Source organism: Catenibacterium sp. co_0103, from assembly GCF_004168205.1.
Classification (GTDB): Bacteria; Bacillota_I; Bacilli_A; order Erysipelotrichales; family Coprobacillaceae; genus Catenibacterium; species Catenibacterium mitsuoka_A.
The window spans coordinates 1-25,331 of sequence record NZ_RCYB01000009.1 but is presented as its reverse complement, the minus strand read 5'-3'; the positions used below and the strand labels follow the sequence as shown (position 1 = coordinate 25,331).

18 protein-coding genes and 1 pseudogene are annotated in these 25,331 nt (G+C 38.1%); 18 read left to right on the top strand and 1 reads right to left on the bottom strand.

All coding sequences use genetic code 11. From position 1 onward, the window contains the following. The first annotated feature begins 18 nt into the window (after positions 1-18). From EAI80_RS02790 to EAI80_RS02725, 15 genes and pseudogenes are all read left to right on the top strand, one after another. Positions 19-579 carry a hypothetical protein gene (locus tag EAI80_RS02790; RefSeq protein ID WP_006426967.1) on the top strand — a complete coding sequence of 187 codons (561 nt, stop codon included), beginning with the start codon at positions 19-21 and terminating at the stop codon, positions 577-579. 403 nt (positions 580-982) lie between these two features. Further along, a complete protein-coding gene (locus EAI80_RS13750) occupies positions 983-1,366 on the top strand; it encodes a response regulator (RefSeq protein ID WP_238634365.1) in 384 nt (127 codons plus the stop codon). 9 nt (positions 1,367-1,375) lie between these two features. Further along, the gene (locus EAI80_RS13745) at positions 1,376-1,696 is read left to right on the top strand and encodes a LytTR family DNA-binding domain-containing protein (protein WP_342771499.1); all 321 of its coding nucleotides are present in this window, start codon (positions 1,376-1,378) and stop codon (positions 1,694-1,696) included. Beyond that, positions 1,693-2,967, top strand: a complete 1,275-nt coding sequence (locus EAI80_RS02780; protein WP_055215245.1) for a sensor histidine kinase — start codon at positions 1,693-1,695, stop codon at positions 2,965-2,967. The genes EAI80_RS13745 and EAI80_RS02780 overlap by 4 nt, the downstream gene beginning before the upstream one ends. A 191-nt stretch (positions 2,968-3,158) precedes the next feature. Next, positions 3,159-12,515, top strand: a complete 9,357-nt coding sequence (locus EAI80_RS02775; protein ID WP_202976588.1) for a DNRLRE domain-containing protein — start codon at positions 3,159-3,161, stop codon at positions 12,513-12,515. Positions 12,516-12,581: 66 nt separating this feature from the next. Beyond that, positions 12,582-13,442 (top strand): contact-dependent growth inhibition system immunity protein, encoded by an 861-nt coding sequence (locus tag EAI80_RS13305; protein WP_007884653.1) that lies wholly within the window; start codon positions 12,582-12,584, stop codon positions 13,440-13,442. A 17-nt stretch (positions 13,443-13,459) separates the two neighbouring features. Next, on the top strand, positions 13,460-14,086 hold the full coding sequence (locus tag EAI80_RS02765; RefSeq protein ID WP_007884654.1) for a hypothetical protein: 627 nt from the start codon (positions 13,460-13,462) through the stop codon (positions 14,084-14,086). Positions 14,087-14,413: 327 nt separating this feature from the next. Then, entirely contained in the window at positions 14,414-14,848 is a 435-nt protein-coding gene (locus tag EAI80_RS02760) for a hypothetical protein (RefSeq protein WP_007886453.1), read from the top strand. 534 nt (positions 14,849-15,382) lie between these two features. Beyond that, complete coding sequence (locus tag EAI80_RS02755; protein ID WP_110102393.1) at positions 15,383-17,350, top strand: ATP-dependent DNA helicase; 1,968 nt, start codon at positions 15,383-15,385, stop codon at positions 17,348-17,350. A gap of 155 nt (positions 17,351-17,505) precedes the next feature. After that, positions 17,506-18,630, top strand: a complete 1,125-nt coding sequence (locus EAI80_RS02750) for a tyrosine-type recombinase/integrase (protein WP_006426957.1) — start codon at positions 17,506-17,508, stop codon at positions 18,628-18,630. 28 nt (positions 18,631-18,658) lie between these two features. Then, entirely contained in the window at positions 18,659-20,389 is a 1,731-nt protein-coding gene (locus tag EAI80_RS02745) for a tyrosine-type recombinase/integrase (RefSeq protein WP_007886448.1), read from the top strand. Beyond that, on the top strand, positions 20,379-21,878 hold the full coding sequence (locus tag EAI80_RS02740) for a tyrosine-type recombinase/integrase (RefSeq protein ID WP_006426955.1): 1,500 nt from the start codon (positions 20,379-20,381) through the stop codon (positions 21,876-21,878). The genes EAI80_RS02745 and EAI80_RS02740 overlap by 11 nt, the downstream gene beginning before the upstream one ends. Further along, complete coding sequence (locus tag EAI80_RS02735; protein WP_015513361.1) at positions 21,853-22,236, top strand: DUF6262 family protein; 384 nt, start codon at positions 21,853-21,855, stop codon at positions 22,234-22,236. The genes EAI80_RS02740 and EAI80_RS02735 overlap by 26 nt, the downstream gene beginning before the upstream one ends. A gap of 140 nt (positions 22,237-22,376) precedes the next feature. Next, positions 22,377-23,120, top strand: a complete 744-nt coding sequence (locus EAI80_RS02730; RefSeq protein ID WP_006426953.1) for a hypothetical protein — start codon at positions 22,377-22,379, stop codon at positions 23,118-23,120. Between the two features lie 87 nt (positions 23,121-23,207). Beyond that, positions 23,208-23,423, top strand: a pseudogene (locus EAI80_RS02725) (flavodoxin); the annotation flags it as partial. An 84-nt stretch (positions 23,424-23,507) separates the two neighbouring features. On the opposite strand, the gene tnpA reads toward EAI80_RS02725, so the two are convergent. Beyond that, positions 23,508-23,780, bottom strand: a complete 273-nt coding sequence (gene tnpA, locus EAI80_RS13740; RefSeq protein ID WP_275055400.1) for an IS200/IS605 family transposase — start codon at positions 23,778-23,780, stop codon at positions 23,508-23,510. A gap of 210 nt (positions 23,781-23,990) precedes the next feature. Here tnpA and EAI80_RS02715 point away from each other — a divergent pair, with 210 nt between their 5' ends. From EAI80_RS02715 to EAI80_RS13300, 3 genes are all read left to right on the top strand, one after another. Then, the gene (locus tag EAI80_RS02715) at positions 23,991-24,263 is read left to right on the top strand and encodes a hypothetical protein (protein ID WP_202976587.1); all 273 of its coding nucleotides are present in this window, start codon (positions 23,991-23,993) and stop codon (positions 24,261-24,263) included. Further along, positions 24,256-24,867, top strand: a complete 612-nt coding sequence (locus EAI80_RS02710) for an SIMPL domain-containing protein (RefSeq protein ID WP_129980858.1) — start codon at positions 24,256-24,258, stop codon at positions 24,865-24,867. Before EAI80_RS02715 ends, EAI80_RS02710 begins: the two co-directional genes overlap by 8 nt. Before the next feature lie 124 nt (positions 24,868-24,991). Next, positions 24,992-25,147, top strand: coding sequence for a hypothetical protein (locus tag EAI80_RS13300; protein WP_193760854.1), 156 nt, complete (start codon positions 24,992-24,994; stop codon positions 25,145-25,147). Positions 25,148-25,331: the final 184 nt, after the last annotated feature.

Genomic DNA, 25,331 nt, shown 5'->3' with positions numbered 1-25,331 from the left:
AAAGGGGGATTAAGAAGAATGCATATTAAATCAATTGTGTCAGATGAGGATAGGGAAGAATTAGAAAGAATGCTTTCGCTTGGGTTTATAATTCCTAATCAATTATTTAAAACAAGACAGAAAAGTAGAATGATTATCTATATTTTTACACCTGTAGAATTTTTACTGTCGATTAATTGTTATCTGTCGGAAAGTTATTTGATGTTTGGAATAGGGATTGGAACTTGTGTGGCTTGTGTGGCTTGGATTATTTGGTATCAAATGATTGGTAAAAATTTTGAAAAAAATGTTCATGAATTTGTCTGGGGTAGATCAGGATATGAAACGGTGGATATCGATGAAAACGCAATTAAAATAGATGAAGATCAAATTTATGAATTTAAAAATATTGATAGAATGTTCTTATATAAAAACTTCTTTTTTTTCATAACAAATGAAAAGAAAATATTTATATTTAAAACGACAGATATGGAGTCGGATGAACTTATAAAAATTATTAAAACAACAGGGATTTTATTTGAAAAAAAAGAAAAACCATTTAATATTTATAAGTATTGTAAAAAAGGAAAAAGTTTTTAAAAATAAGCAGAGGATGGTGGATTTATCATCCTTTTAGAGAAGAGCATGTATTTTAAAGGGAATCTGGTTTTGCAGGTTCCCTTTTTGCCATCAAAAACGTTGATGTTTTATCAAATGACGCTAAAAATAAAAAGAATAATGCAGGGGGTGACATTATTAGTTATCGCTGTAATATTTGGATAAAATATAAATAAAACATAAAAAATATAAATAAATTATAAAATGGCGACAGTTTTTTCTTGTTCAAGTGTTTATTATATAGAGGACAAAATAAGACAGCAAAGGAAGTGGTGCTGTTGCATCGGAAAAATGACACAAAATTAGTGATGTCCATTCGGGAAAAGAATTGAAGGGGATTCTTTTCCCCATTTGTCGTGTTACGAAAGACTGAGGGTAAGAAAATATGCTAGAACTTGCAATCTGTGATGATGACATCATCCTATGTAATTGGTTAGAACAGAAGCTGCTCCATTATGGGAAAGCGAATGACTGTCAGATATCTATAGAAATATACTATTCTGCGGAGCAGCTTCTTAACAGGCTGGAAGAAGAATCCTACGATATGTTATTCCTTGATATTTGTCTGGAACATGAGAATGGAATTGATATCGGAACGGAGATACGAAAGAAAAATTATGGAAAAGAACTGCGGATTACCTATATTTCAACATATCAGGAATATGCTATGAAATTATTCCGTATTCATCCATTTGATTTTCTTGTAAAGCCAATCCGAGAGGAAGAACTTTTCCGGGTGATAGGTGAATTACGGGAACTGTTAAAATAACGGAAGAAAATATTTGAATATACGGATACAAAAGGAATCCACAAGATTTCTTATGACAAGATCCTGTATTTTTATAGTCTGGGAAAAAGAGTACATATCGTGACATCGGAAAAAGAATATGAATATCGAGGAAAATTAAAGGATGTAGCGGATGTAACAGAAGAATATTTCTTACTGATTCACAAGTCCTATCTCATCAATATGGAACACGTGGAGCATTACGAATATGACAACGTGGTTATGAAAGACAAGACACGTCTCAGTATCAGTAAAGCAAATCGCAAGAAGGTCAGGGAAAGACTATTACAAACGGAGAAGAAAAGATTATGAATATCCATTTGATCACTTATCTGACAAGTAAATTATTCTGGATTTATACTGTGTTCCGTTACAATACCATCCTGTATCCAAAAAATGAGGATACACAAAAGCTATTTGCATATTTTTGTGCATATCTGCTTTCATGCTGGGGAAGCATGCAGTGGGGAACGATGTACGGAGATCTGATCTTTGAGCTGATAGCTCTGTTAATTATAACAGTGGCATATCAGGCAGACTGGCAACATCATGTCTGGAATACACTTATGGTATATATTATGGGAATTTTATGTGATGGGATTCCAATCGTGTTCTTTCAACGGTATGCGGTAGCAAGAAATCCGGTGCATCATCACATGGGACCGGGAACTATTGTAATGGGAAATTTTATATTCTTTTTACTGGAAGTCATTATTGAAAGAAAAGTAGGTGTAAAGAGAAGTTATTATATAAAGAACCGTCATTGGCTTGCTATGCTTTCTGTCCCGGTGATCAGCATTATAGTCTGTATCAGGATATTGCTGCCAGACAGAAGAGGTGTGCGGTCTACGATTGTATTATTCTTACTGTTTATCAATGTGTTTATTTTCTATCTGCACGATGAGGTTCAGAAAAGTTATATTGAAACAGCAAAACAGGAAGAGATGAAAATTCAGATGAGCCAGTATGCAAAAGAACTGGAGATGATGATGAAATCACAGGACAGGCTGAATAAGATACATCATGATTACAAGCACCATCTTACAACAATAGGGGCAATGGCAAAAACGGGAGGAAATGAAGAGATTCTATCGTATCTGAAACAAATGGAGAATATAGCCGGAACAGCCTTATGTCATCATTTATATACAGAAAACCGTAATATGAATAATCTGCTGAATTATATTTTGGAAGATTCGAAATCAGTAATTGAAAATCCGGAGATTTCTGTAGAAATACCGAATCATATAGGGGAAGAATTATTTGATATAAGTATAATAGTGGGAAATCTTATGGATAATGCTATTCGTGGGACAGCAGCTTCAGATGAAAGGAGATTATCGTTTCAGATGTATTATGGAAAAGGAATCATGAATATCCAGATTGAGAATAGCATAAAAGATACACCAAAAGTGCGGAATGGAATTTATCTGACAACGAAAAGCAGGAAAGAAGGACATGGAATAGGATTACAAAATGTGAAACTCGTAGTAGAAAAATATCATGGTCAGATGGAGATCTGCCATACGGAGAAATCCTTTCAAGTGAAAATATTATTATATATGAAATTAGATGAAAAATAGTAAGGCGATGGTGTCTTACTATTTTTTTCGACCGATTTCGTCTATTTTTGCCACCTCAAGGGGCATTTTTACCATTTATGAAAATTTTGTGATTTTTTAGATTATAGTAGTGCCAAAGTCAGAAAAAAGGAGGGTAGCGGTTATTTTGTAAAGGAATTATAGAAAAAGATTACAAGAGGGAGAAAGAGACTATGAAGAGATTTCGAAAGTCGGCTATAGCCTTAGTACTTGCACTCCTGATGGCACTACAGGGAACAGAGCCTATTTTTGTACAGGCAAAAGAGGCCATTGAGGATGTACAGAAGAATGCAGATTTCTCCAGACCAGAGGCTTTGACGGAAGAGGAAGCAGGGATTACAGATTCCACATCTGGAGAACAAGATAAGAGTCAGCAGTCTGATGCGGACGTACAAAATGAAACGACGCCATCAGAAGATACAGAGACGCAGGAAGAACAGACAACTCCAGCGGAAGAAACAGAAGAAAATCCGCAGGAAAAAGAAGTGGAGTTGAAAGAACCACAGGATTACTATCCGATTCCAGAAGAACCGGAAGGTGAACTGATTGATTATGATGCCATTTCCAAGACTTATAAGACAGGGGACAAGCAGTATACAACCGTTTATGGAGGTTATGTCGGAACTTATAAGAATGAGGATGGAGATACCGAGCTGGTTGATAATACACTTGTAAAACCAGAAGAAGCAGATACTCCGGCATCCGAAGAAGCACAGGAAGCCAGCAGTGTAGTGGCAACTGAAGAAAAGGAAGAGAAAACAGAAGTTTATCAGAACAAGGCAAACGATTATGCTATCCTTCTTCCGGAACAGATGTCAGAAGAGAATGGTGTAACGATTGAAAATGGAAAGACCAGAATCGGGATCATTCCGGTAGATGGAGATTATACACATTCCGTTATTAAAGACAATGCGATCCTTTATAATGAAGTTTACGAGGGCGCAGATGTTCAGTATACAGTACTGGATTCCAGCATTAAGGAAGATATCGTACTTCAGCAGCCAACAGACAGGGAAGTCTATGAATACGAGCTGCAGATTCCGGGGTATCAGGCAGAAGTAAAAGACAATCAGGTCTATATCTATCCGGAAGGGAAGACAATCAAAGATGCGAAGTATCTTCTGGAGACGCCATCAATGGAAGATGCTGCCGGGGAAATCAGTTTCCTGATCACATTGGAACTTCGGGAAGAAGATGGAAAAACAATCCTGACCGTAAAACCAGATAGGGATTGGCTTTCGGCAGAAGAACGTCAGTATCCGGTCAGGATCGATCCGACACCAGTAGAGATTCAGAAGAGTTCCTTTAACATGATCGGTGTGGAAGAGGGAAGTCCTACCAGTCAGATTGGTGACAACAATTATCCGTATGTCGGATTTGATGATGGTATTAAGTCTGGGAACCTTGCAGGATTTGGTACTGCACACCAGAACTGCCGGACTTATATCAAAGTAAATTCAAATTTTAGTCAGATTCCGAAAGATTCCAAAATTGACAGTGCAACATTTGCAGTCAGTCAGAAAACTGCATACAGTGGTGGTGCATCCCAGTTTGGACTTTATCGTGTAGATCAGTCGTGGAACACCTCCATCACATGGAAAACAAAACCAGTAAATCTTACGTTTCAGGATGTACAGAATGCAAGTACCAGCAGGAACAGCTATATCAATTATGACGTCAAAGATCTGGTCAATGACTGGGTGCAGGGAACTCATGCGAATAACGGATTTGCACTGGTAGCCATTGCCGAGGCAAATAACCTTGGAGCTTCTATGCAGTGTGAGGTACTGAATAACAGGGCATCCGTTTATGGACCGAAACTCAGCATCCAGTGGTCACCGGCTGAAGATCCATATCTGCGAGATATGTCACTGGATGAAACAACGATCCTGCTTCGCCCGATGACAGAAAAGAATACAAATGGAAAGCTGAAGTTTGATGCCGTATTTGCAGACGGAATTGCAAAGAGCAAATCTACAGTAGAATATTATCTGCTTCCAGATGAGGAAAATGAAGAACATCACGAAACAGATGCAAAACCATTGTATTCCTATCCAGACAGTACTGAATACAATAAGCAGTTCCCGGAGGCGAATAAGTATTACAGCAAAGATTCCAACTGGCAGAGTGCACTGTATTCAGGGCTGACGAAGGACAAGCTTTATAAGATCAAAGCAAAAGCATCGAAAGAGATTGATGGAAAGCTGGAAACAGGAAAAGAAGTGACCAGTGACAGCTTTGTGATCTATGAAGTGAAGCAGTTTGATACATTCCCGAAGATTGCAAAATATTATGGTGTTCCGCTTAAGAACATTATGAAAGACAATCAGGTTATGGACGCACTGGTAGTCGCAAATAACACGATCTTTATCCGTAACCCACAGACAAATGTTCCATATAGTCCTGCACCGCTTACCGATCAGGATAAGATGCGGATTGACGGAGCATTGATGGGAAGAGGCCTGCACTGTGAATTTGGATTTGAACCAGTCAACTTAAATACTGGTAACTTCTACATGGATCAGTCCGATGCGACGATGAATGAACTGAATGGAGAATTCTCCATTACAAGAAGCTACAATTCCAAAGGAACAGACCAGCATTCCATGTTCGGACGTGGATGGAGCTTTAACTATGACCAGTCACTTTCTCAAATGGAGGACGGAAGTCTTCTGTATATGAGAGGGGACGGAAGTTATCTGATCTTTGATAAGAATGAAGATGGAAGCTACACTGCTCCGGATGGTTATGTATATGATTTAAAAGCAGTCAGCTATAAAGATACAGACCATGACTACATCGGATGGGAACTGACAGATGCGGATCAGAGCGTCTGGTCATTTGATAAATATGGAATTTTACGTTATGTAACGGATGTGAATGGATTTAAGACAGTATTAGATTATGACGATGATTATAATCTGAGTAAGATTACAACACCATCCGGAAAAACATTCGGGGTAAAACAGGATAAATTCGGGCATATCAAGGAACTGTCTCTTCCAGATGGTGGAAAAGTTTCTTACAAATATGATGAGCAGGGAAATCTGATATCTGTAACAGATCCGAATGGAACAACAAAAGAGTACAAATATGATGATGACAGCCGTATGACAAGCTGGAAAGATGAGAATGGCAATACGGTTGTAAAGAATACTTACGATAAAGAAGGAAGAGTTGTAGAGCAGACTGATGCAGAAAAAGGAACGGCAACTTTCAAGTACGGAAAGAGTTCTACTACAACAACGGATAACGAAGGAAATAAGACCGTTTATCATTATGATGATCAGTACCGCACAACATCCATTGAATATCCGGATGGAACAACCTGTGAAAAGACTTATAATGCAGAGAATCAGCTTGCTTCCGAAACGACAGCAGCCGGAACAAAAACTTACACTTATGATACATTTGGCAATGTAGCAACGGAGACAAGAGAGGATGGAAAGACAGCCTCTTATACTTATAATGAGCAGAATAAGCTGACCAGTGCAACTGGATATAACGGAGCAACGGTTACTTACAGTTATGACGGTAATGGAAATATGGTCACATCTACAAAACCGGATGGAACAGCCATTACCTATACTTACGATGACAAACATCGTATGGTATCCCAGACAGACGGCAGAGGTGTCACAACAACGTATTCGTATGACGGACCGAACATGACCGGATATGTGGATGGAAATGGAGCAGCATGGGGATTCACGTATGACGCGATGAATCGTGCAGTTACCATGACAGATCCACTTGGAAATGTAACCTCGAACAGTTACGATGCGAATGGCAATCTGACTTCCAAGACAGCAGCCGATGGCGGTGTGACCGCTTATACGCTGGATGGTGTGGGAAATATTACAGCAAGTACTGACGCACTGGGGAATACCACCACTTATACTTATGATAAGATGTACAACATGACCAGTGGTACAGATCCGAAAGGAAATCAGATCAGCTACGTTTATGATAAGAATTATCAGCAGGTCAAAGCAACCGATGCAAAAGGAAATACAATTACTTATAAGTATGACAGCATGGGACGTGTCATAGAAGAGAGTAATAAAGATTTTGGAACAAAGCTCTATGAATATGACAAAGCAGGAAATCTGAAAAAATATACCGATGGAAATGGAAATGCAACCGTATCCAAGTTTGATTCTCTTGGACAGGTGCTTCAGTCCAAAGATGCAGTTGGTAATATAACCAAATATGAATATGACGCATTAGGAAATGAAACCAAGATTACTTATGGAGATGGAAGCAGCCATTCCAAGGAATATGATAACTGCGGAAGACTCGCTAAAGAGACAGATGAATTAGGTGCAGTTACCACTTATACTTATGATGCGGCAGACAATCTGGTATCAAAATCAGATGACAGTGGAAGAACCTGGACTTATACCTACGATAATACAGGAAACCGCTTAAGTGAAACCAACCCAGAAGGTGGAACTACCACATATACTTATGATAAAGCAGGAAATCTGGTATCTTCTACCGATGAAGAGGGAAGAACAGATACTTATGCTTACGACAAGGCAGGAAATCTGACTACATCCAAAGATGCCCTTGGATATACCGTATCCATGAAGTATGACTTAAATGGAAATCTGGTATCCTCTACCGATGAAAATGGAAATACCAGTACCATGACTTACGATGGTAATGGAAACATGACATCGGTAAGCGATGCAAAGGGCAACATTACAGCAATGAAATATGATTCCACCGACAATCTGGAACAGACGGTGGATGCCCTGAAAGGAAAGACCACTTACGAATACGATTCACAGGGCAACAGCACAAAGATGACAGATGCCCTCGGCAATGCGTATAGTTATGTGTATGATAAAGAGGGAAATAACACATCCATAATACTGCCGACAGGGGACAAGGTGCTGATGGAGTACGATGCCATCGGACAGCTTGTAAAATGTACGGATGCACAGGGACTCGTAATTACCTATCAATATGACGGAGCAGGCAACCTGATCCATTCCTCCGACAATGGTGGAAACAGTATGGATTATACTTATGATGGTGCCGGAAATGTACTGACACAGACCGATGAACTTGGCAGGACAGCAACATACAAGTACGATCAGTACGGCAGACTCCTGAAACTTACTGAAGCAGACGGAAGTATCACATCTTATGAATATGATGTTATGGACCGCATTACAGCGGTAACGGATGCGGAAGGTCATAAAACAACCTTTACCTACGATAAAGTCGGCAACCAGTTATCCATGACAGAAGAAGAGGAAGCCACATATAAATACGCTTACGATAAGAAAGACCGGGTTATTTCTCAGACAAATCCACTGGGAGCATCCAGCACCTTTAAGTATGACGGAAATGATAATGTGACGGAATCTGTCGATGAAAACGGTACGGTTACCAAGTATGCTTACGATAAAAATGACAATCTCGTATCCCAGACAGACGGAAATGGAAATACGACAACCTACCAGTATGATGAACTGGACCGCAAGATCGGTGAGACTTCTCCGTTAAAAGAAACAAATGAATACCGTTATGATGCCATTGGAAATCTTACCAAATCAAAAGATCCGATGGGACTCATTACCGAATACAAATATGACAGCCTGAGTAACATGACGGAACAGATTTCTCCAAAGGGAGCAGTTACCAAATATGATTACGACAAGCATGGCAATGTCATTTCTGTAACGGATGCAAAGGGAAATGAGACACAGTACAGTGTTGACCTGAATGACAATGTCACAAAGATGACACAGGCGAATGGTGGAGAGTATACCTATAGTTATGATAAAGCCGGACGTCTGAAGAGTATGACCAGTCCACTGGGTTATACTAAAAATTTCTCTTATGATAAAGTGGACAACGTGGTAAAAGAAAGCGACAGCTTAAAGAGTACCACTACTTATACTTACGATAAGCTCCATAACATGAAGTCTTCTACCAATGCACTGGATGGAACAACCAGCTTTTCTTATGATAAGTATGGCAATCTGGTGAAGGAGACAGATCCGCTTGGACGGAGCAATACCTACAGTTATGACCTGGCAGGTCAGATGACTTCTGCAGCTGATCCGCTTGGTAAGATAACTGCTTACACTTACGACCCGGCAGGAAATATTACTGAGATCACCAAACCGGGTGGAAGAAAGACCAGCTATGGATATGATAAGAATTATAATGTTACATCTGTAACAGATCCGATGGGCTATGTTGCAAAGACAGTCTACGATAAAGACAACCGTGTAACAGAAGAGACCGATGCACTGGGGCAGAAGGAATCCTATACCTATGATAAGGACAGCAGGGTAACTTCTATTACAGACAAGCGTGGATTCACAACGGGATTTGATTACGATGCACATGGGAATATTCAGGTTGTTACAGATAAGACCGGATTAAAGAGCCATCTGGAATATGACAAGAATGACAACCTGACCAAAGTAACTGATGCCCTTGGCGGTGTAACAACTTATGGTTACGACAACATGGATAACCTGGTGATCTTCACCAATGCAGCAAATAAGACAACGAATTATACTTATGACTTAGAAGGCAACCTGACATCCATCAAAGATCCGGCAGGAAGAACGGAGAAATTCGACTATGATGAAAAAGGCAGACTGACCGGACATACACAGGCAAGCGGCAAGAAAACCACGTATGATTACGACAAACTGAATGTCCTGTTGGAGAAATCTTATCAGGACGCAAAAGGCGAGACATCCGAAAAGGACGTGACCTACGCATATAACAGTGCCGGGGAACGGGTATCCATGAAGGATCAGACAGGCAAGAGCAGCTACGAATACGATGCACTTGGAAGAATCACCAAAGTGACAAGCGGTTCGAAAAAGGATGTCAGCTACGTTTATGATGACGCAGATAATCTGCAGGCAATCGTATACCCGGATGGGACAAAGATCAGCTATGAATACGACTTAAATGATAATCTGGTAAAACTGACAGACCGTAATAGAAAAGTAACCACTTACAAGCATGATGCACTGAACCGTGTGACAGAAGTTACTAGAAGTAATGGAACAAAGACGGAAGTATCTTACGATGCAGAAGATCATATCACAAAGATTGTGAATACCTGTGGTTCCTGCGGCAAAGTAATCAGTACTTATGAGTACAAGTACAATGATCAGGGATATGTAGTTGGAGAAACAGCTACGGAACTGGAAGCTGGAACAAGAAAGACGCCAAGCTGGGAAGACTGGTACAACTGGGGCGATACACAGAAAGAGACAGACAAAGCAGACTGTGAGCATCAGGAAAAAGAGATCCAGACGACACGTACCTATGAATACGATGACAACTGGGAACTGACACGCTGTACAGAAAAAGCAGAGGGCGGTAAAAAGACAGTCCATAATTATACTTATGACAAGATTGGAAACCGGACCTCTTACGAGAAGATCGAGGATGGTGTCAGCAAAGCAAAATATAACTATAAGTACAACGATTCCAACCAGCTCATCAAACGCACCAATGCAAAGATCTGGGGCGATCCGGGAACAACCTACAGCTATGATAAAGATGGCAATCTGATCCAGGAATGTGATAAGACAAACAGTGCAGATCCGGTTACTTATGAATACACAGCAGAGAATCGTTTGGCAGTAGTAAAACAGGGTGGAACAGTCCTGATGGCAGCCATGTACGATGGAGATAACAACCGGGTATTCGAACTTGATAACACCTATAAATGGGAAGACTGCTATGGCGATGAAGTCCTGATCCCGGCGAACCAGCGTACCGAAGATGGAAACAGCCCGAAAGAGCAGCTTGCCTCTCTGGTAAAAGGCGGTTCCAATGCCAAAGGATACACACTGACAGAGTATATCAACGATATCAATCGCGAGAATACAGAAGTCCTTGCAGAGTATGGAGCAGACGAGAAAGTACGTCAGGCTTATACTTATGGAGAAAGTGGAATCGGAGAACGGGTAAGCGTTGATAAATCGGAAGAAAGCAGTTATTATTTATATGACGGAAGAAACAGCGTGACCGGAATCCTGACCGAAACAGCTAATCTGACGAACAGTTATCAGTATGATTCATACGGTAACCTTACATCAGGAACAGCAGACGGTGTCAATTACTACGGTTACAATGGGGAGTCCACAAATGTAAAAACAGGACTTCAGTATCTGCGGGCAAGATACTATAACGCAGAGAACGGAACCTTTACAACTGAAGATAGTGACCTTGGAACGACAGAAAATCCATTGACCAGAAACCGCTACGATTATACGACCAATAATCCGCTGAATTACAGTGATCCGACAGGACATTCATTGTGGAGCAGGATTAAGAGTACAGCTAAAAAAGCAGCGAAAGCAGTCAAGAGTGTCGGCAAGAAAATCGTTAATACTGCGAAAAAGGTAGTCAAAACAGTAGTAAATACAGCTAAGAAAGCAGCAAAAACTATTGTTAACACAGTGAAGGGGGTAGCAAAAACTGCCAAAAATGCAGCTAAACATGCAAAACAGACATATCAATCTGTGAAAAATCGTGTAACCAGTAGCAGTACATATCAAAAGATCACATCCAGAGGAAGTCAGTTTATTCGTTCTGTAAGCAATGGGGTACAGAAAATTGGAAAAACTTATACATCTTTCAAATCCTATGTTTCAGAAAGAACGGCAGAAATCCGCTCAGAAGTGGTACGACATATGTGTACGACAACAAATCGTATTACAGATAAGCTTGGAAAAGTAGACTGGAATGCGGTGAAAAAAGTAGCCATTGGTATAACTGCGGTTACAGTTTCTGGTCTTGTAGTTGCTGCAACAGGCGGTTTGGCTGCAGGAGCAGTTCTGGCAGCATTGCCAGCAATGGGTGGCTTAGGAACGGCGATGGTTTCAGGAGCAGTTATTGGAGCTATTGGTGGAGCTTCATATAGTGCAGTGAATTCAGGTTTGTCTGGAAATAGTCTGAAACAAGTAGCAAAAGATACGTTAGTCGGTGGTATTGCAGGAGCAGTGACAGGTGGCGTTATGGGTGGCCTTAGTTATGGGGCTGGGAAACTTTTGAATGTAGTAAGGAGTGCAGGAAGTACCCATAATGATGGGATTGATAAATCGTTTAAAAAATTAGTTGCAGAAGTAACCGAAACAAAATTGCCAGAAGGCACTTGGGAAAAACCACCATTAGAGCGAGGAGATATTATTGACAAAGCTATGGGAAATAACTTGGGACACAATTTCCCGACCATAGATAAAGTAGAAAATGGTGTTGTGACTAGTGTTAAAAGCCGAGACTTAGGTGCAAAGACTTATCAAAATGGTAATAAATTGGAAAAGGTAATTGTCAAGGACATTAATAAAGTTTCAGGATTTATAGGAGAAACATTTAATGGTAAATTTGTTAATGCGGAAGAAATAGTGGGTAGACAATTACAAGTAGTTGTTCCAAATGTAACATTAAGCGAAGCTCAGATAAATGCAGTTAATAATGCTACAAAACATGGTATTGATAAAGGTGTTAAACTCATTATTACAGTAGGAAAATAATAGCAAAGTAAATAGCTTAAGGGGAATATTTTATTCCCCTTAAGTAATAGAGAGGAGAAAACGGATATGATTTCTGTATATTATAATCAAAAATATGGTTTCTTAATTGTGCCTAATGCCATTGAAAGGTTTATGGGATGTTATATTTCTATCGAACCTACAATTGAAATTATGGCTGAAGAAACAATAGATAAGATAGGCTGTGCAATTAGAAAAGGAATAAAAATTGCAGAAAGTTCCCCAAAAGTAGACGAATCTCAATTAAACAATTTTTGGAAACAAACAAAATATAAAAGTTTTCCAACATTTTCCAAGAATTATCAAAGAATTGATTTGAAACAAAATGGAGATGAATTAGAAATTAGAAGATGGGAACGGAATAATAGAGGGGGATATTCGCGAAAAACGGAAGAAAAAGATTATATTAATTTTATAGAAATGTCGGATTATGAATTGGGCTTGTTTATAAAAAAAATGTTTGAACCATGTGAAATTAGAATTGATGAAACAGAAAGATTTGAAACATTAGAGGGGAAAATAATTAGTTATTCGATTCCAAATGAGCATTATAAAAATATTGGTGATGGTCATACAGATTCTTATATGACATATAGAAATGAAGATTATGATAAGTTGTATATTTCTTTTTTGATAGGTGATGGAACTGATTGTACAGATGAAGTAAGCATAAAAAATCATTACAAAAAAATATACAAGCAAATGTCGAATATTAAATTTGAAAGTAAATGTAATAAAAAATATGTACATTTTTTAACAGAAAATGGAGAAGTATTGCTGAGTTTTATTGATAATGGTTATGTGGAGTTTTTTATGTGCATTCCATATAATATTGAAAGAAAAGTTCAAAAGGAGTCAATAGAACAGTATTTAAAAATGTTATTTTCGATAAAAATTGAAGATAAATAAAGCGTGAAGGAGAGAATATGCAAAAGAAGAATTGTGTTTTGTGCATAAGTATAGGAATTATAGTATGTATATTGTTATCAGCTTGCTCCAGACAACCAGACTTTGATGCCAAATCCTACGTCCAAAGTTCTCTTGATGCACACTATCATGGAGAATATAAGGACTATGCGAATCTGTTAGAAATCTCGGAAAAAGATGCCAAGAAAGAAATCGAAGAGGATTTTAATGAGAGTATCCAACAGCAATTTGATGATTCCGATAACATTACGGATAAAGGAATTGCTGATTATGCGGAAAAACTGACAGAAGTAAAGAAACTGGCAAAATACAAAGTACAAGATGTGAAAGAAGAGGATGGAGTCTATACAGTAAGTGTACAAGTTGAACCATCCAATGTATTTCAGACATTGCAACAAAGCTCTACAGAGGTAAGCAATGAAAAAATAAAGCAGGGATTGGATGGAAATGATCCGGAAGTCTTTGCAGCTGTATTAACAGAAAGTGTCCAGAAGAGTCTTGAAAAGAACAGATATGGAAAAGCTGTTACTGTAAACGTATCCGTGGAAAAAGATAACTCAGGAAAATATGGTCTTTTGGATACAGAGATGAATAAGTTGGAAGCAGCGATGTTCCCAACAGAATAAGAATGAATGGAAAGCTATCAGAGGAAAAAAACTGGTAGCTTTCTTTTAAACTCCAAGACAAGAAAACTTGTTAAAAAAGCTATTGTAATAGTAGAAAAATTATAATAAATAATGGATGACAAGAGTCTTTTATTCATTATGAGAAAAAGAAGGAATCTCCTATGAACCAACAAGAAATATTCACGTAAGATGGAAAAAAGTGCTGTAATCGAAGAGGTTGCAGCATTTTTTTCTTCGACATTTTTCGAACATTATAACGTACCTATCCGGTCACCGCCATGCTCCGATTTGATTTCTATATCAAAAATCAGATCGGAGGAAAGATAAATGGCTTATAACAAGACAAGTGAAGAACGAAAGTGGAATTATTGGAAAGAACAGGAAGAAAAGAAATTGCGTGAACTGGGAATGGAAGAAGAGAAGATCCAAAAGCTGCGCCAGATGGACAGGGAAGACTTTCTGGAAGAGCGCAGATACCGGGAACATCTGGATGAAACGATGCAGGATATGGATTCCATAAAAGAAAAGGACAGCGAGCTGTTTGCAAGGGATGTAAAGGAGCTTCTGGATCACATAGGTGATAAGCGAATCTATGAACTATTGAAAGAAACGGAGCATCAGACACTGGAAATCCTCTTACTCAGTACATGGGGATATTCTGGAAGAGAAGTTGCTAAGATTATGGGAATGGCAGAACAGACGATTTATACCAAAAGAAACCGTTTGAGAAAAAAATTAAAAAATTTATCAAAAATTGAATAATTATGGCGTTTTTCGTCGGCTATTTAATAGGCAGGTAAATTTTGCCAGTGTACTTTGACAACCTCATACCAGCATTACAGGTACGTTCCCGTAAGTAGAAGCGTGGCAGGAAGACGCGAGGACAGATGAAAAGGGCATGGAAGAAATTAGACCAGAAAGTGAGAGGCAGAGTTCTTTTGTGGCGTTTTCGTTTCGAGCGAATCATCTTTAACTGAAACAGGACCGTGGCGGTCTTTTGCGAGGATCACTTACGAGGGGATAATGATACATAGGAACTGCCAGTGAGCAGAGGATGGACTTTGGGTTGTAATCAGCAAGACTTTTAGAAAATCCGTGAGCGGTGCAATGCCAAGCATCCGCCTGTAATGTTCCCGTAAGGCAATGGGGGAGTCGAGGACAAATACAACGCCAAAAATCAAAAGTATAAGAAATCAAGGAAGAATGTGTCGTTGATATCAGATACATACGGCTGTAGGGAGAAATCCTTTACAGCCGTATTGATGTGATATCAGCACGCATATCAGGTAACAAATTATGTATTACACAAGAGAATATCTCAATAGAGCGCATCGAGAAATTGATACTATTTTCCGAGTGCTGTTCCCGGAACATGGAATGGCAGTAAGGGAAGAACAGATTATGTTATGCCACAAAATGCTGGATAACCTGCTGGGAAGAAACATAGCACTGTGTGACGCGGGTGTCGGTATCGGCAAGACGTATGCCTATCTGGTGGCCTGTGTTCTGATGAGAAAATATTCCCTCCTTGCAGAAGGATGTTCCCCTTATGAGCAGCGTCCGGTCGTGATATCCACTTCCAGCATTGCACTCCAGAAAGCAATTCTTACAGAATATATCCCTTTTCTCTCCCGGATTCTTCAGGAGAACGGGACGATTCAGGCCCCTATTAAAGCTGTGATACGAAAAGGGAAAGAGCATTTTGTCTGCGATGAGAGGTTGGAGCACCGAATCGTTGCAATCGAAGAAAAAAACAAAAATGCGTTGCAGAAAGAAGCTCTGCTGTCGTTGAAAGAACATTATGATATGGACGAAGTGTCCAACTTAAGTGGGTTTGACAGAAGGATGGTGAGTGTACCGAAGTTCTGTTCGGGAGACTGCCCGAAAAGAGGCTCATGCAGGTATCAGCAGTATCTGGAGCGTTCCAGAGATCATGAAATGTTCATTCAGATCTGTAATCACAATTATCTGCTGGCTGATGGTTATCACAGGCTGCAGGATTACCGCCCGTTATTAAAAGACTACCGAGCATTGATTGTCGATGAAGCACATAAGCTGCCGGATGCGGCAAAGCAGATGTTTGGGAAGAGCCTCTGTTATGACGATATCCGAGAAATCTGCTTTTATCTTGGGAATGAGTACCAAGGCCCGGAGATAAGAAAACTGTCCGGGACGATCCGGATGGTGCTGGACATCATAGGAGAAAACCACAGAACCAGATATGGGATAAAAGAAGAATTCCACATGACAGAAGAGTGTGCAATGTATTTATATGAGGGGATACAGACCATGAATAAGATCATAGAAAAATTAGAAAAGAAGATTCCAAAGTGGATCAGAAACAAGCTGGAAGAAACCAAAAGTGTGCTGGAATGCTTTTTCCATCAGGATAAGAAGTATGTGCTGCATCTGAAGCAGGACCATGACCACCGGATTATATTGTGTGCATCCAGCAGACGGATTCCACAGTATCTGGACCAGATGTTATGGAGCAGAGGAATGGGAGCGATTCTGACAAGCGGAACTTTAAAAACCGGACAGGGATTTTCCCACATTCGGAAAATGACAGGATTACAGAGAGTGCGGAGAGTCCGGGAATATGTGGCAGACTCCCCGTTTGAATATCAGAAGAACTGTCTGTTATATCTGCCAAAGAATTTGAAGACATGCAGAAGAGAAAGTCAGGAAGAGGCAGAGATGATAGCAGACCATATCCATTCACTGATCTGTTCGACTTACGGGCATACGCTAGTGCTGTTTACATCTTATCATTTGATGGGAAACGTTTACCAGATGTTAAGGGATGAAATTCCGTTCCCGATGATAGAGGTGTGGAGACATTCACCGGAAGAGATCACAAGATTTAAACAGATGGACAATGCTGTCCTTTTTGCAGCCGGCTCCTGTTGGGAAGGAGTAGACTTCCCTGGAGATATGGTATCTTCGCTGATTATAGTAAAACTGCCCTTTGCTGTTCCTGATCCCATCAGTGAAGCACAGAAGAAGGAATATGCCAGCCTGAAAGATTATATTCAGGCAGTGATTGTTCCAGACATGCAGAAAAAACTAAGACAGGGATTCGGACGTGCTCTCCGCACCGAGACAGATACTTGTGTCGTGTCCATTTTAGACGAGCGTGCAGGAGAAGGTGGCAGGTATCATGAGGAAGTAATGTGTGCGCTTCCGAGCTGCAAGATGGCAAAAGATATCAAGGATGTCCAGCACTTTATTCGAAACCGGAAAGGCGTGGAATACTACCTGTAACCGTTCGTGGTTCTGCTACAGAAAAAGCAGATTTTGCACGAAAAGTTTGGTGGTATTTCAAGGGCGTTTTCGGTGGGATTGTTGGTATTGATGAATAGCTATTTCGGCATGAAGTGGGTATACTGTGTATAGCGTTAGAGGAAAGGAGGCAGCTTATGATATACAAGGTGGAAACGATAAAAGATGGAACAGAAAAATATTTTTTCATCAGAAATCTGGAAACAATGAGTATTGAAGAACTGCCAAGTAAATATCTAATGCATAAGATTAAATGTAAACGTTCACCAAATACAGTGAAACGCACAGCATTTTCAATCTGCTATTATATGAAATATATGGCAGAGAAAGAAATGGAACTCACAGAAGTCTATCAGTTAGATTATGAAAAACAGACAGAACACTTTGTGGAATTTTTATACTGGCTTAAAGCCGGAAACCATACAGAGCAAACGGCTGGAGAAAAGAAGTGTCCGAATGAAGGAACCTGCAACGCATACTTAAAAGATGTGTTCAGGTTCTATTTATTTATAGAGGCAGAATATGAACAGTACGGAAGTCTCAAAACCTTATCGTATAACCAGATTATAGCGGTTAATCAGGTGGGAGTAAAAAAGGTACTGCGGAATCATTCTTTTAAAGCCTATCTGAAGGAAGAGGAACATCGTGGGAGAACAGCAAAAGAAAATCAGATTATTACAATTTTACAGGCCTGTACGAACCGAAGAGATCAGCTTCTGTTACTTATGTTAGCAGAAACCGGATACAGAATTGGGGAACTACTGGGAGTAAAATATGTCAAAGATATTGATTATAGGAATCACATGATAAGGGTATGCTTCCGGGAAGATAATGAAAATGAAGCGAGAGCCAAAAATGCGGAATACAGAAGTGCCAAGATAAGTAATGATACGTTTGAATTTCTCATGGATTATCTGGCAAAATATCGGAAAATCCTGCAACATCAGGATTACCTGTTTGTGAATATCATGGGTGAGAACATTGGAAAGCCATTAAGAGTGGACAGTGTATATGATATGTTGGACCGAATGGAAAAGAAAACCGGAGTTAAAATCACACCCCACATGTTACGTCACTATTTTGCAAATATGCGAAAGCAGGCAGGATGGGAACTGGAAATGATCAGTCAGGCATTGGGGCATAAACATTTGGATACGACTATAAAGTATCTGGACTGGCTGGATGATGAACTGATAGAAGCAAGTAATGAGTTTTATGCACAACACACTGCTATTTATGGGGCGGAACGTCTGCTGGAGTAGGGAGGTGTGAGAAATACCTATATATTTATTGCAACAGGCAGAACACATAACAGAATCTGAAGTAGATATTGAGAAGAAAAAGCAGGAACTATATTCAGAAATTGATGCACTTGGAATAAAAAGCGATTCAAGAATTAACAAATTGAAAAAGTTCTTGGCAGATAGAAAAATCTGGCATCTGGAAGAAATGGATTATCCTTTGCGAAATTCGTATGAACAATATTTAAGAGGACAGATACGATCACAAATTGTATCTTTCTATTTGAAAATATATGATACGGTAAAACAACAACATATCTATCAACAAATGCAGACGCTAAATGGAAAGCGGATATATGAATGGAAATATCAAAATAAAATTTATTTTCTGAAGTATTATCCGGAAAAGGAAATAGCTGAGACCTTTGAAACTTCTTATAAAACAAACCTATTGGTGTGGGATTTTACACAAAATTGTTCAGAAGTTTTAAAGAAACAAATTTTTTATACGTTGAGTCGTATCATTGCCAATACTTCAATGTCTAAGGCTTATAGAAATGTCAGGTTAAAATCCTTAAAACTTCTTTATGATTCTTGTGTTCAGTTAAATATTACGGATATTGGATTGCTGGAAATGGAACAAGTGGAAACTATTTTAAAGAATTTTCCCGAAACGAGTCAACGAAGTATTTTAGGTGAATGCAGAAGAGATGCGTTTATGCAGCAGGAACAGATCCAATGGGAAGCAAATGTATGGTATCTGGAACGATTACATCTTGGAAAACATCGGATAGACGAAAGTAAATCCTTAATTAGCATTTCTTTTATGGAAGTCAAGGAAATACAGAATCGAGAAATTTTACAGGCATACATGAAATATGAACTGGGAATTACTGGACAGGCAGTCAGCACGATTGTACGAAGATTTGTATGTATTAGAAATTTTATTGAACTGCTGGAACAAGAAAAGATACTGGCGATTCATGCAACTGTCGCAGAAGTAAAAAAGTATGCAGACGGCTTGCGAGAACGGGGAATACAGGCAAAGGGATTTAATGAAAGAATTTTCGGTATCGGTCATTTTTATAAATTCATGGAAGTTAAACAGTATATTACAAGAATGCCATTCCGAATTGAATATTTCCAACAAAAAGAAGTAATAGTACATCATGATCGTAGCGTTGAGGAAACAGTATATATGGAAATTTTGAAAAAATTATATCTTTTTCCAGAGCGATTACGATGTATGTTCCTACATCTGTGGTGTCTAGGATTACGGGCGAGTGAAGTGTGTACATTGAAAGGAAATGCTTATTATCAGCAGGGCGAGGATTATTGGATTCAGGTGTATCAGGTCAAAATGAAGAATTATAAAAGGATTCCAATCCCACAGGCACTTTATCAGATTATGAAAGTATACTTGAAAAAACATGAAATTCAGCCTGAAGAATTCATTTTTAAAAACAGCAGAGGTGGTGCTTGTCTATATGGTACATTCCGAACTCAGATGATAGAAGCGTGCCGGGAAAATAAGATTGCAAATGGAGAATATTTATTTCAATCACACGATTATCGACATACAGTAGCAACTATGTTTTATGACAGTCATGTATCACTGCAAAGTATCAGGGATTATCTTGGACATACTTATGAAGAGATGACAAGACAGTATATTGATTATATGCCGCAAAGGATTGCAAAAGCAAATGATGAGTTCTTTGAAATGCAAGGAAGTAGTTTAGCATCATGGCTAAAGAAAGAGGAAAAAGATGGAAAATGATATTATATACTTCAGCGATTTCCCCAATTTACAAGAAACAGGGACACGTAAGGATAATGGAAAATTTGATTTAACGTTGCTTCCAACGCAAGAATTAAAGGAAGAGTTTCGAGGTTATATTATGTATCGCTGCAAAAACGGAACGTTTAGAGCATTGATTCAGGATCGAACAGCTTATAATCATATTGCAAAGTTTTTGAACAGCAGAATAAATCGGAGAATCAAAAGCCTTGGAGATAGAAATCCAGAAAAATGGATATCACTTTTAAAAGGCTGGATGTTAGAACAGGGAATAACTATTGTAAAAGAAAAGAAGAGTGTGTATGGTACAGTAAGCTATGGCGAAGCAGTGACGATATTATATTTCAGAAACGTACTGAAATTTTTAGGGCCAGAAGATTTACGGGATGAGATAGAAAAAGATGTTTGGGAACTAAAAAATCTGGATATTAAAATCAGATCCAATCCAATTTATAATGTAAAAACACTGGATTTCAGAAAAATATATCAGCCAGATATCAGGGAAGAATGTAAGAAAGCTGTTTATATGAATCTGCAGTATGAAGCAATAGGAACTGTACAGGGAGAATTGACAATAATGAGGATATTCTCAGAATATCTCCAAAAAGAGTATTCCAAAATAAAAAGCTGCAGTGAAATAGACAGAGAAGTGTTGGAAGAATTTTTGATACATCTGTCAACAAAAGATACTTCCCATAGTGCGAATAGTTCTTATGTAATTTCATTAAGACGACAGTTAGAGACAATCGGAAAAATTTACAGCTATGAAAGATTGGAGCATTTATTTATTAATACGGATATTCCACCGGAAGTAAATGCAGAATTTAGAGTGTATTCTGATGATGAAATGAAACGACTGAATGCGGAAATTACACAGATGGATGTACAGATTGCAAGATGTCTTCTGATACATCAGATGCTTGGAACTAGGATATCAGATACCCTTACACTGAGACCAGATTGTCTGACGAGAGAAAATGGCCAAGATATGATTGAAATATATCAAGTTAAAACTAAAAGATATAAAAAACCGATCAGTAAAGAACTTGCAAAACTGTTACAGAGTTCTATTGAATATACACAGGAAAAGTTCGGTGATACAGAATACATATTTGTTAATGAAAAAGAACCTGACCGCCCGATGCAGTATATGGCTATAAAAACAAAAGTCATGTCCATGATACAGGAAAAGCAGTTGAAAGATGATCATGGCGAATTATTCGGGTTTGGAACGCACATGTTCCGGCACTACTATGGCGTCAAACTTACAGAAATGCATCTGGATGACTGGACGATAGCGAGACTATTGGGGCATAAAAGACTGAATAATGTACAGCATTACCGGAAAATGAGCAATCAAAGAATGGCAGACGAAACCAGAGAAGTAAGACAGAGGATGAGTGACATCATATATATGAGTCTGGCAAGATGGGGTGAAGAATATGAGCAAATACGACAAGATGATTGAGGAAAATCAGAGAAAAAGTAAAGAGAAAATTGAACTGGCATTGCAAGCAATACAAGATATGCTGGCAAATAAAGAACGTATCAGCGTTCCAAAGCTGATGAAGAAAACTGGATTGTCGAGAGGATTCTTTTATAAAAATCCAACCGTCCGGGATACATTGAACCAAGCAGTAGAGCAACAGGCCGGAATGATAGATCCAAGAAGAGAAATTCTGAACATGGCGATGGAAAAACAGATTGAACTGTTGAACCAGAAGGTGGCAGCTCTGAGCAGAGAAAATAAGGAACTGAAGAGAAAGAACGAAAAGTTACAGAAGGCATTACGGAAACAGGATTTGAATTTTATTAAGAACTTATAACATTGAAAATAATAAGATGGAAGAGATGTGTGCAGACACATCTTTTCATCGTTGAGGATAAAATATATAGAATGAGAATGGGATTGTTTTATGGTATACTAAAAGTGAAATGCTAACTTTGATATGAGGTATAAAACAATATGACAGAAATACAAATTAAAAATTTAATTAAAGAATATGAAAAAGAATATATTGAGTTTATGGAAATTGAGAAATTACCACAGTATAAGATAGATTTTTTTGAAATTAATGTTGAGGAAAGCGATGCAGCAGGATTCGCTTCAGCCGCCCAAGCTTACTATAATACGAAAACAGATGAACATATATTAAGGATATGCAAAAGTTCGGAAATACCAAGGTATATTGTGTTTCATGAATTTACGCATATTTTAGATACGGAAATGTATGCAAAGCAAGATTCTTGGAAATATATGGCTTTGTCTGGTTATACAGAATATCATGCAGCACAAGTTGAATTGATGATAATGTTAGGAGCAGATAGTATACAAACTCAAGATTTTTCATTTACAGTTGATGTTGAAATAGGTAATAGTACAGTTAGGAATTACCTAAACTCAAGACATCAATTAGTAGTGAATATGATGAATAGAACAGATTTTCCAAGAGATATTGAAGCATTAAAAACAACGGTAGGTGTGCTATATAATTATTTTGGAGTGCGTTCTATATGTAAAATGTATGCGAAAGATTATACTGAAGAAGTGGATAACACAATTATTATTCAGAAACTTTCAAAAGTATTATTTGAAGAGATAAATAGCTTTATGGTTGGATGGTTTAATGAAGCACAAGTAGAGCTGAGCTTTGTGTCATATATGAAAATAATGTGGCCTATGCTTCAAAGCTATTTTGGAAAAGAATGAAAGATAGTAACAGTAAACACAGTTTTGTATACAGTTAAACCCAGTAAAATCAACGCATGAGGGGAACTGGCTACATTTTACATTGCTATCTGGTGGTATGTAGCACCTACAATTATCAATACATTCCTAGAAGCGTACGATTTCTCTAACAAGACAATTACGCTATTCGCAACATCAGAAAGCAGTGGTTTAGGAAATACTGTAAATGAATTAAAAGTATCAGCACCCAATGCACTCATTAAAGAAGGGTTATTACTCAATAATCTCACAACTCAAAAAGTCAAAGAATTATTGGCCTTATGATTATTCATAAATAAATCCTTTCGTTTGTCATAGGCTCCTCCCACTGCCTTTAGGCGGTGGGAGGAGCCTCGTAAATCGTATTTATTATCCCTGACTTTCAATATATTTTTGTTTAGTTGCTGATGAGACTTCTCTAATGCTGCAAGCAAAATAACCATCTGACCAAAATATTTTTTCCTTCCAATACTGTTTTGATAAGACCGAACTATACTTTTGCCATAAGTGGTATGTTGTTTCCTGCTTTATAATTTTGACAATATCGCAAACTTGATCTGTTGTATCGTAACTTAATAAGAAATGTATATGGTCTTTGTCAGTTTCTATCGCAATAATTTCGTAGCCACGAGTATTAGCTATATCGAGAATCTTTTATTTAACATCATCAGCGATAGAGTCTTTTAGTAGTTGTTTGCGGTATTTGGTTACTAGAACTATATATACTTTCAGGCTGTATTTTCGTCTGTTATGACGATTGTATCTACTATCCACAGCTCACCTCAAAATATAGATGTTTCGCTATAAATTAGATATAATATATAGTGAAATATCCATGAAAGGAGTACATCTATGGAACAGATGACTATTACAGCTAAAATTCAAATAATCGCAGCTGAAACAGATAAGGTTTTGCTTGATGAAACTATGTCTGTTTATCGTAATGCCTGTAATTATGTTTCAGACTATGTATTCCGCACTCGTGACTTAAAGCAGTTTTCACTTAATAAAGCTTTGTATTCTACATTACGAGAAAAGTTTAACCTTAAATCGCAGATGGCTCAGTCTGTTTTGAAGACTGTTATCGCCAGATATAAGACCATTCTTGAAAATCAGAATGAGTAGATTAAACCATCGTTCAAAAAAACTCAGTATGATTTGGTATGGAACAGAGATTACTCCTTCTAGTGAAACAACAAAAATATTGAAGGAGTTATTTGTTTCTCTAGGATTTAAAAAAGATGATTTAAAAACTAGAAGCTTTGGTATTAATACCAAATATGAAAGTTATAAAGCTAAAGATCAAAGCTGGAAAAAGAGATTAATAGGATATACATATACACATCATATGTTGATAGAATTTGATGCAGATAATAAGAAACTAGGGGAGATACTTTATGCTTTGGCACATAGTGTGATTACACCAGAAATTTCAATTGAATATACAGCGAGTGATGCTGAAAAATATAAAGATGAATTATTGAAGAATGCGATAGAAGATTCTAAGCATAAAGCAAAAGTCTTAGAACATGCTGCAGATGTAGAATTAGGTGATATCGTATCTATTGATTATTCTTGGGGTGAAATCAACTTTGTCTCAGAACCTATACAGAATTTTGCATTCGCAAGTGCAGAAAAAACAATAGGTAGTCCTGGATATGATATAGATATTGAAGCAGACGATATTGATGTTACAGATACAGTGACTGTGATTTGGAATATAAAATAATGTTTTAACAATTATTACTGAAAGGAGTTGAATCCTATGCCTAACATTAAATCTGAATGAGCATAGTAGACATGTAATTCCTAATATACAGGACTTTAAAAAGAGACAGGCCACGCTACAGCTAATGAATGAACTAGCTAAAGATGTAAAATCTAGTAAAGAAAAAGGCTGGGTCACGTTAGAAAACCGAGAAAAACTATTCGAAGCCGGCATAGTTGTATTTAAGTTATTATTAACAAAAATAAAAAATAAATTTGAATACCCACAAACCACAGGTTAGTGAAAATTAAATTTCATAAGCACCGATTAAACGGCGTTCATGAAGCTGAACCAGACACATGAATTTCCCATCTGTTCTATAATTAGATTAGAAATTAGATGGAGGTATAATCATATGTCAAACAAAGTATTAAAGCCTAAGAAAGCTTCTCTTTATCAGTTCACTCAGAAATATTCCAACAATA

Excerpts from the sequence above, each read along its gene's own strand:
- EAI80_RS02790 (WP_006426967.1), top strand. The coding sequence starts at position 19 with ATGCATATTAAATCAATTGTGTCAGATGAGGATAGGGAAGAATTAGAA.
- EAI80_RS13305 (WP_007884653.1), top strand. The coding sequence starts at position 12,582 with ATGATTTCTGTATATTATAATCAAAAATATGGTTTCTTAATTGTGCCT.
- EAI80_RS02765 (WP_007884654.1), top strand. The coding sequence starts at position 13,460 with ATGCAAAAGAAGAATTGTGTTTTGTGCATAAGTATAGGAATTATAGTA.
- EAI80_RS02710 (WP_129980858.1), top strand. The coding sequence starts at position 24,256 with ATGAGTAGATTAAACCATCGTTCAAAAAAACTCAGTATGATTTGGTAT.
- EAI80_RS13300 (WP_193760854.1), top strand. The coding sequence starts at position 24,992 with ATGAATGAACTAGCTAAAGATGTAAAATCTAGTAAAGAAAAAGGCTGG.
- EAI80_RS02730 (WP_006426953.1), top strand. The coding sequence starts at position 22,377 with ATGACAGAAATACAAATTAAAAATTTAATTAAAGAATATGAAAAAGAA.
- EAI80_RS02760 (WP_007886453.1), top strand. The coding sequence starts at position 14,414 with ATGGCTTATAACAAGACAAGTGAAGAACGAAAGTGGAATTATTGGAAA.
- EAI80_RS02755 (WP_110102393.1), top strand. The coding sequence starts at position 15,383 with ATGTATTACACAAGAGAATATCTCAATAGAGCGCATCGAGAAATTGAT.
- EAI80_RS02780 (WP_055215245.1), top strand. The coding sequence starts at position 1,693 with ATGAATATCCATTTGATCACTTATCTGACAAGTAAATTATTCTGGATT.
- EAI80_RS02735 (WP_015513361.1), top strand. The coding sequence starts at position 21,853 with ATGAGCAAATACGACAAGATGATTGAGGAAAATCAGAGAAAAAGTAAA.
- EAI80_RS02740 (WP_006426955.1), top strand. The coding sequence starts at position 20,379 with ATGGAAAATGATATTATATACTTCAGCGATTTCCCCAATTTACAAGAA.
- EAI80_RS02715 (WP_202976587.1), top strand. The coding sequence starts at position 23,991 with ATGGAACAGATGACTATTACAGCTAAAATTCAAATAATCGCAGCTGAA.
- EAI80_RS13750 (WP_238634365.1), top strand. The coding sequence starts at position 983 with ATGCTAGAACTTGCAATCTGTGATGATGACATCATCCTATGTAATTGG.
- EAI80_RS02750 (WP_006426957.1), top strand. The coding sequence starts at position 17,506 with ATGATATACAAGGTGGAAACGATAAAAGATGGAACAGAAAAATATTTT.
- EAI80_RS02775 (WP_202976588.1), top strand. The coding sequence starts at position 3,159 with ATGAAGAGATTTCGAAAGTCGGCTATAGCCTTAGTACTTGCACTCCTG.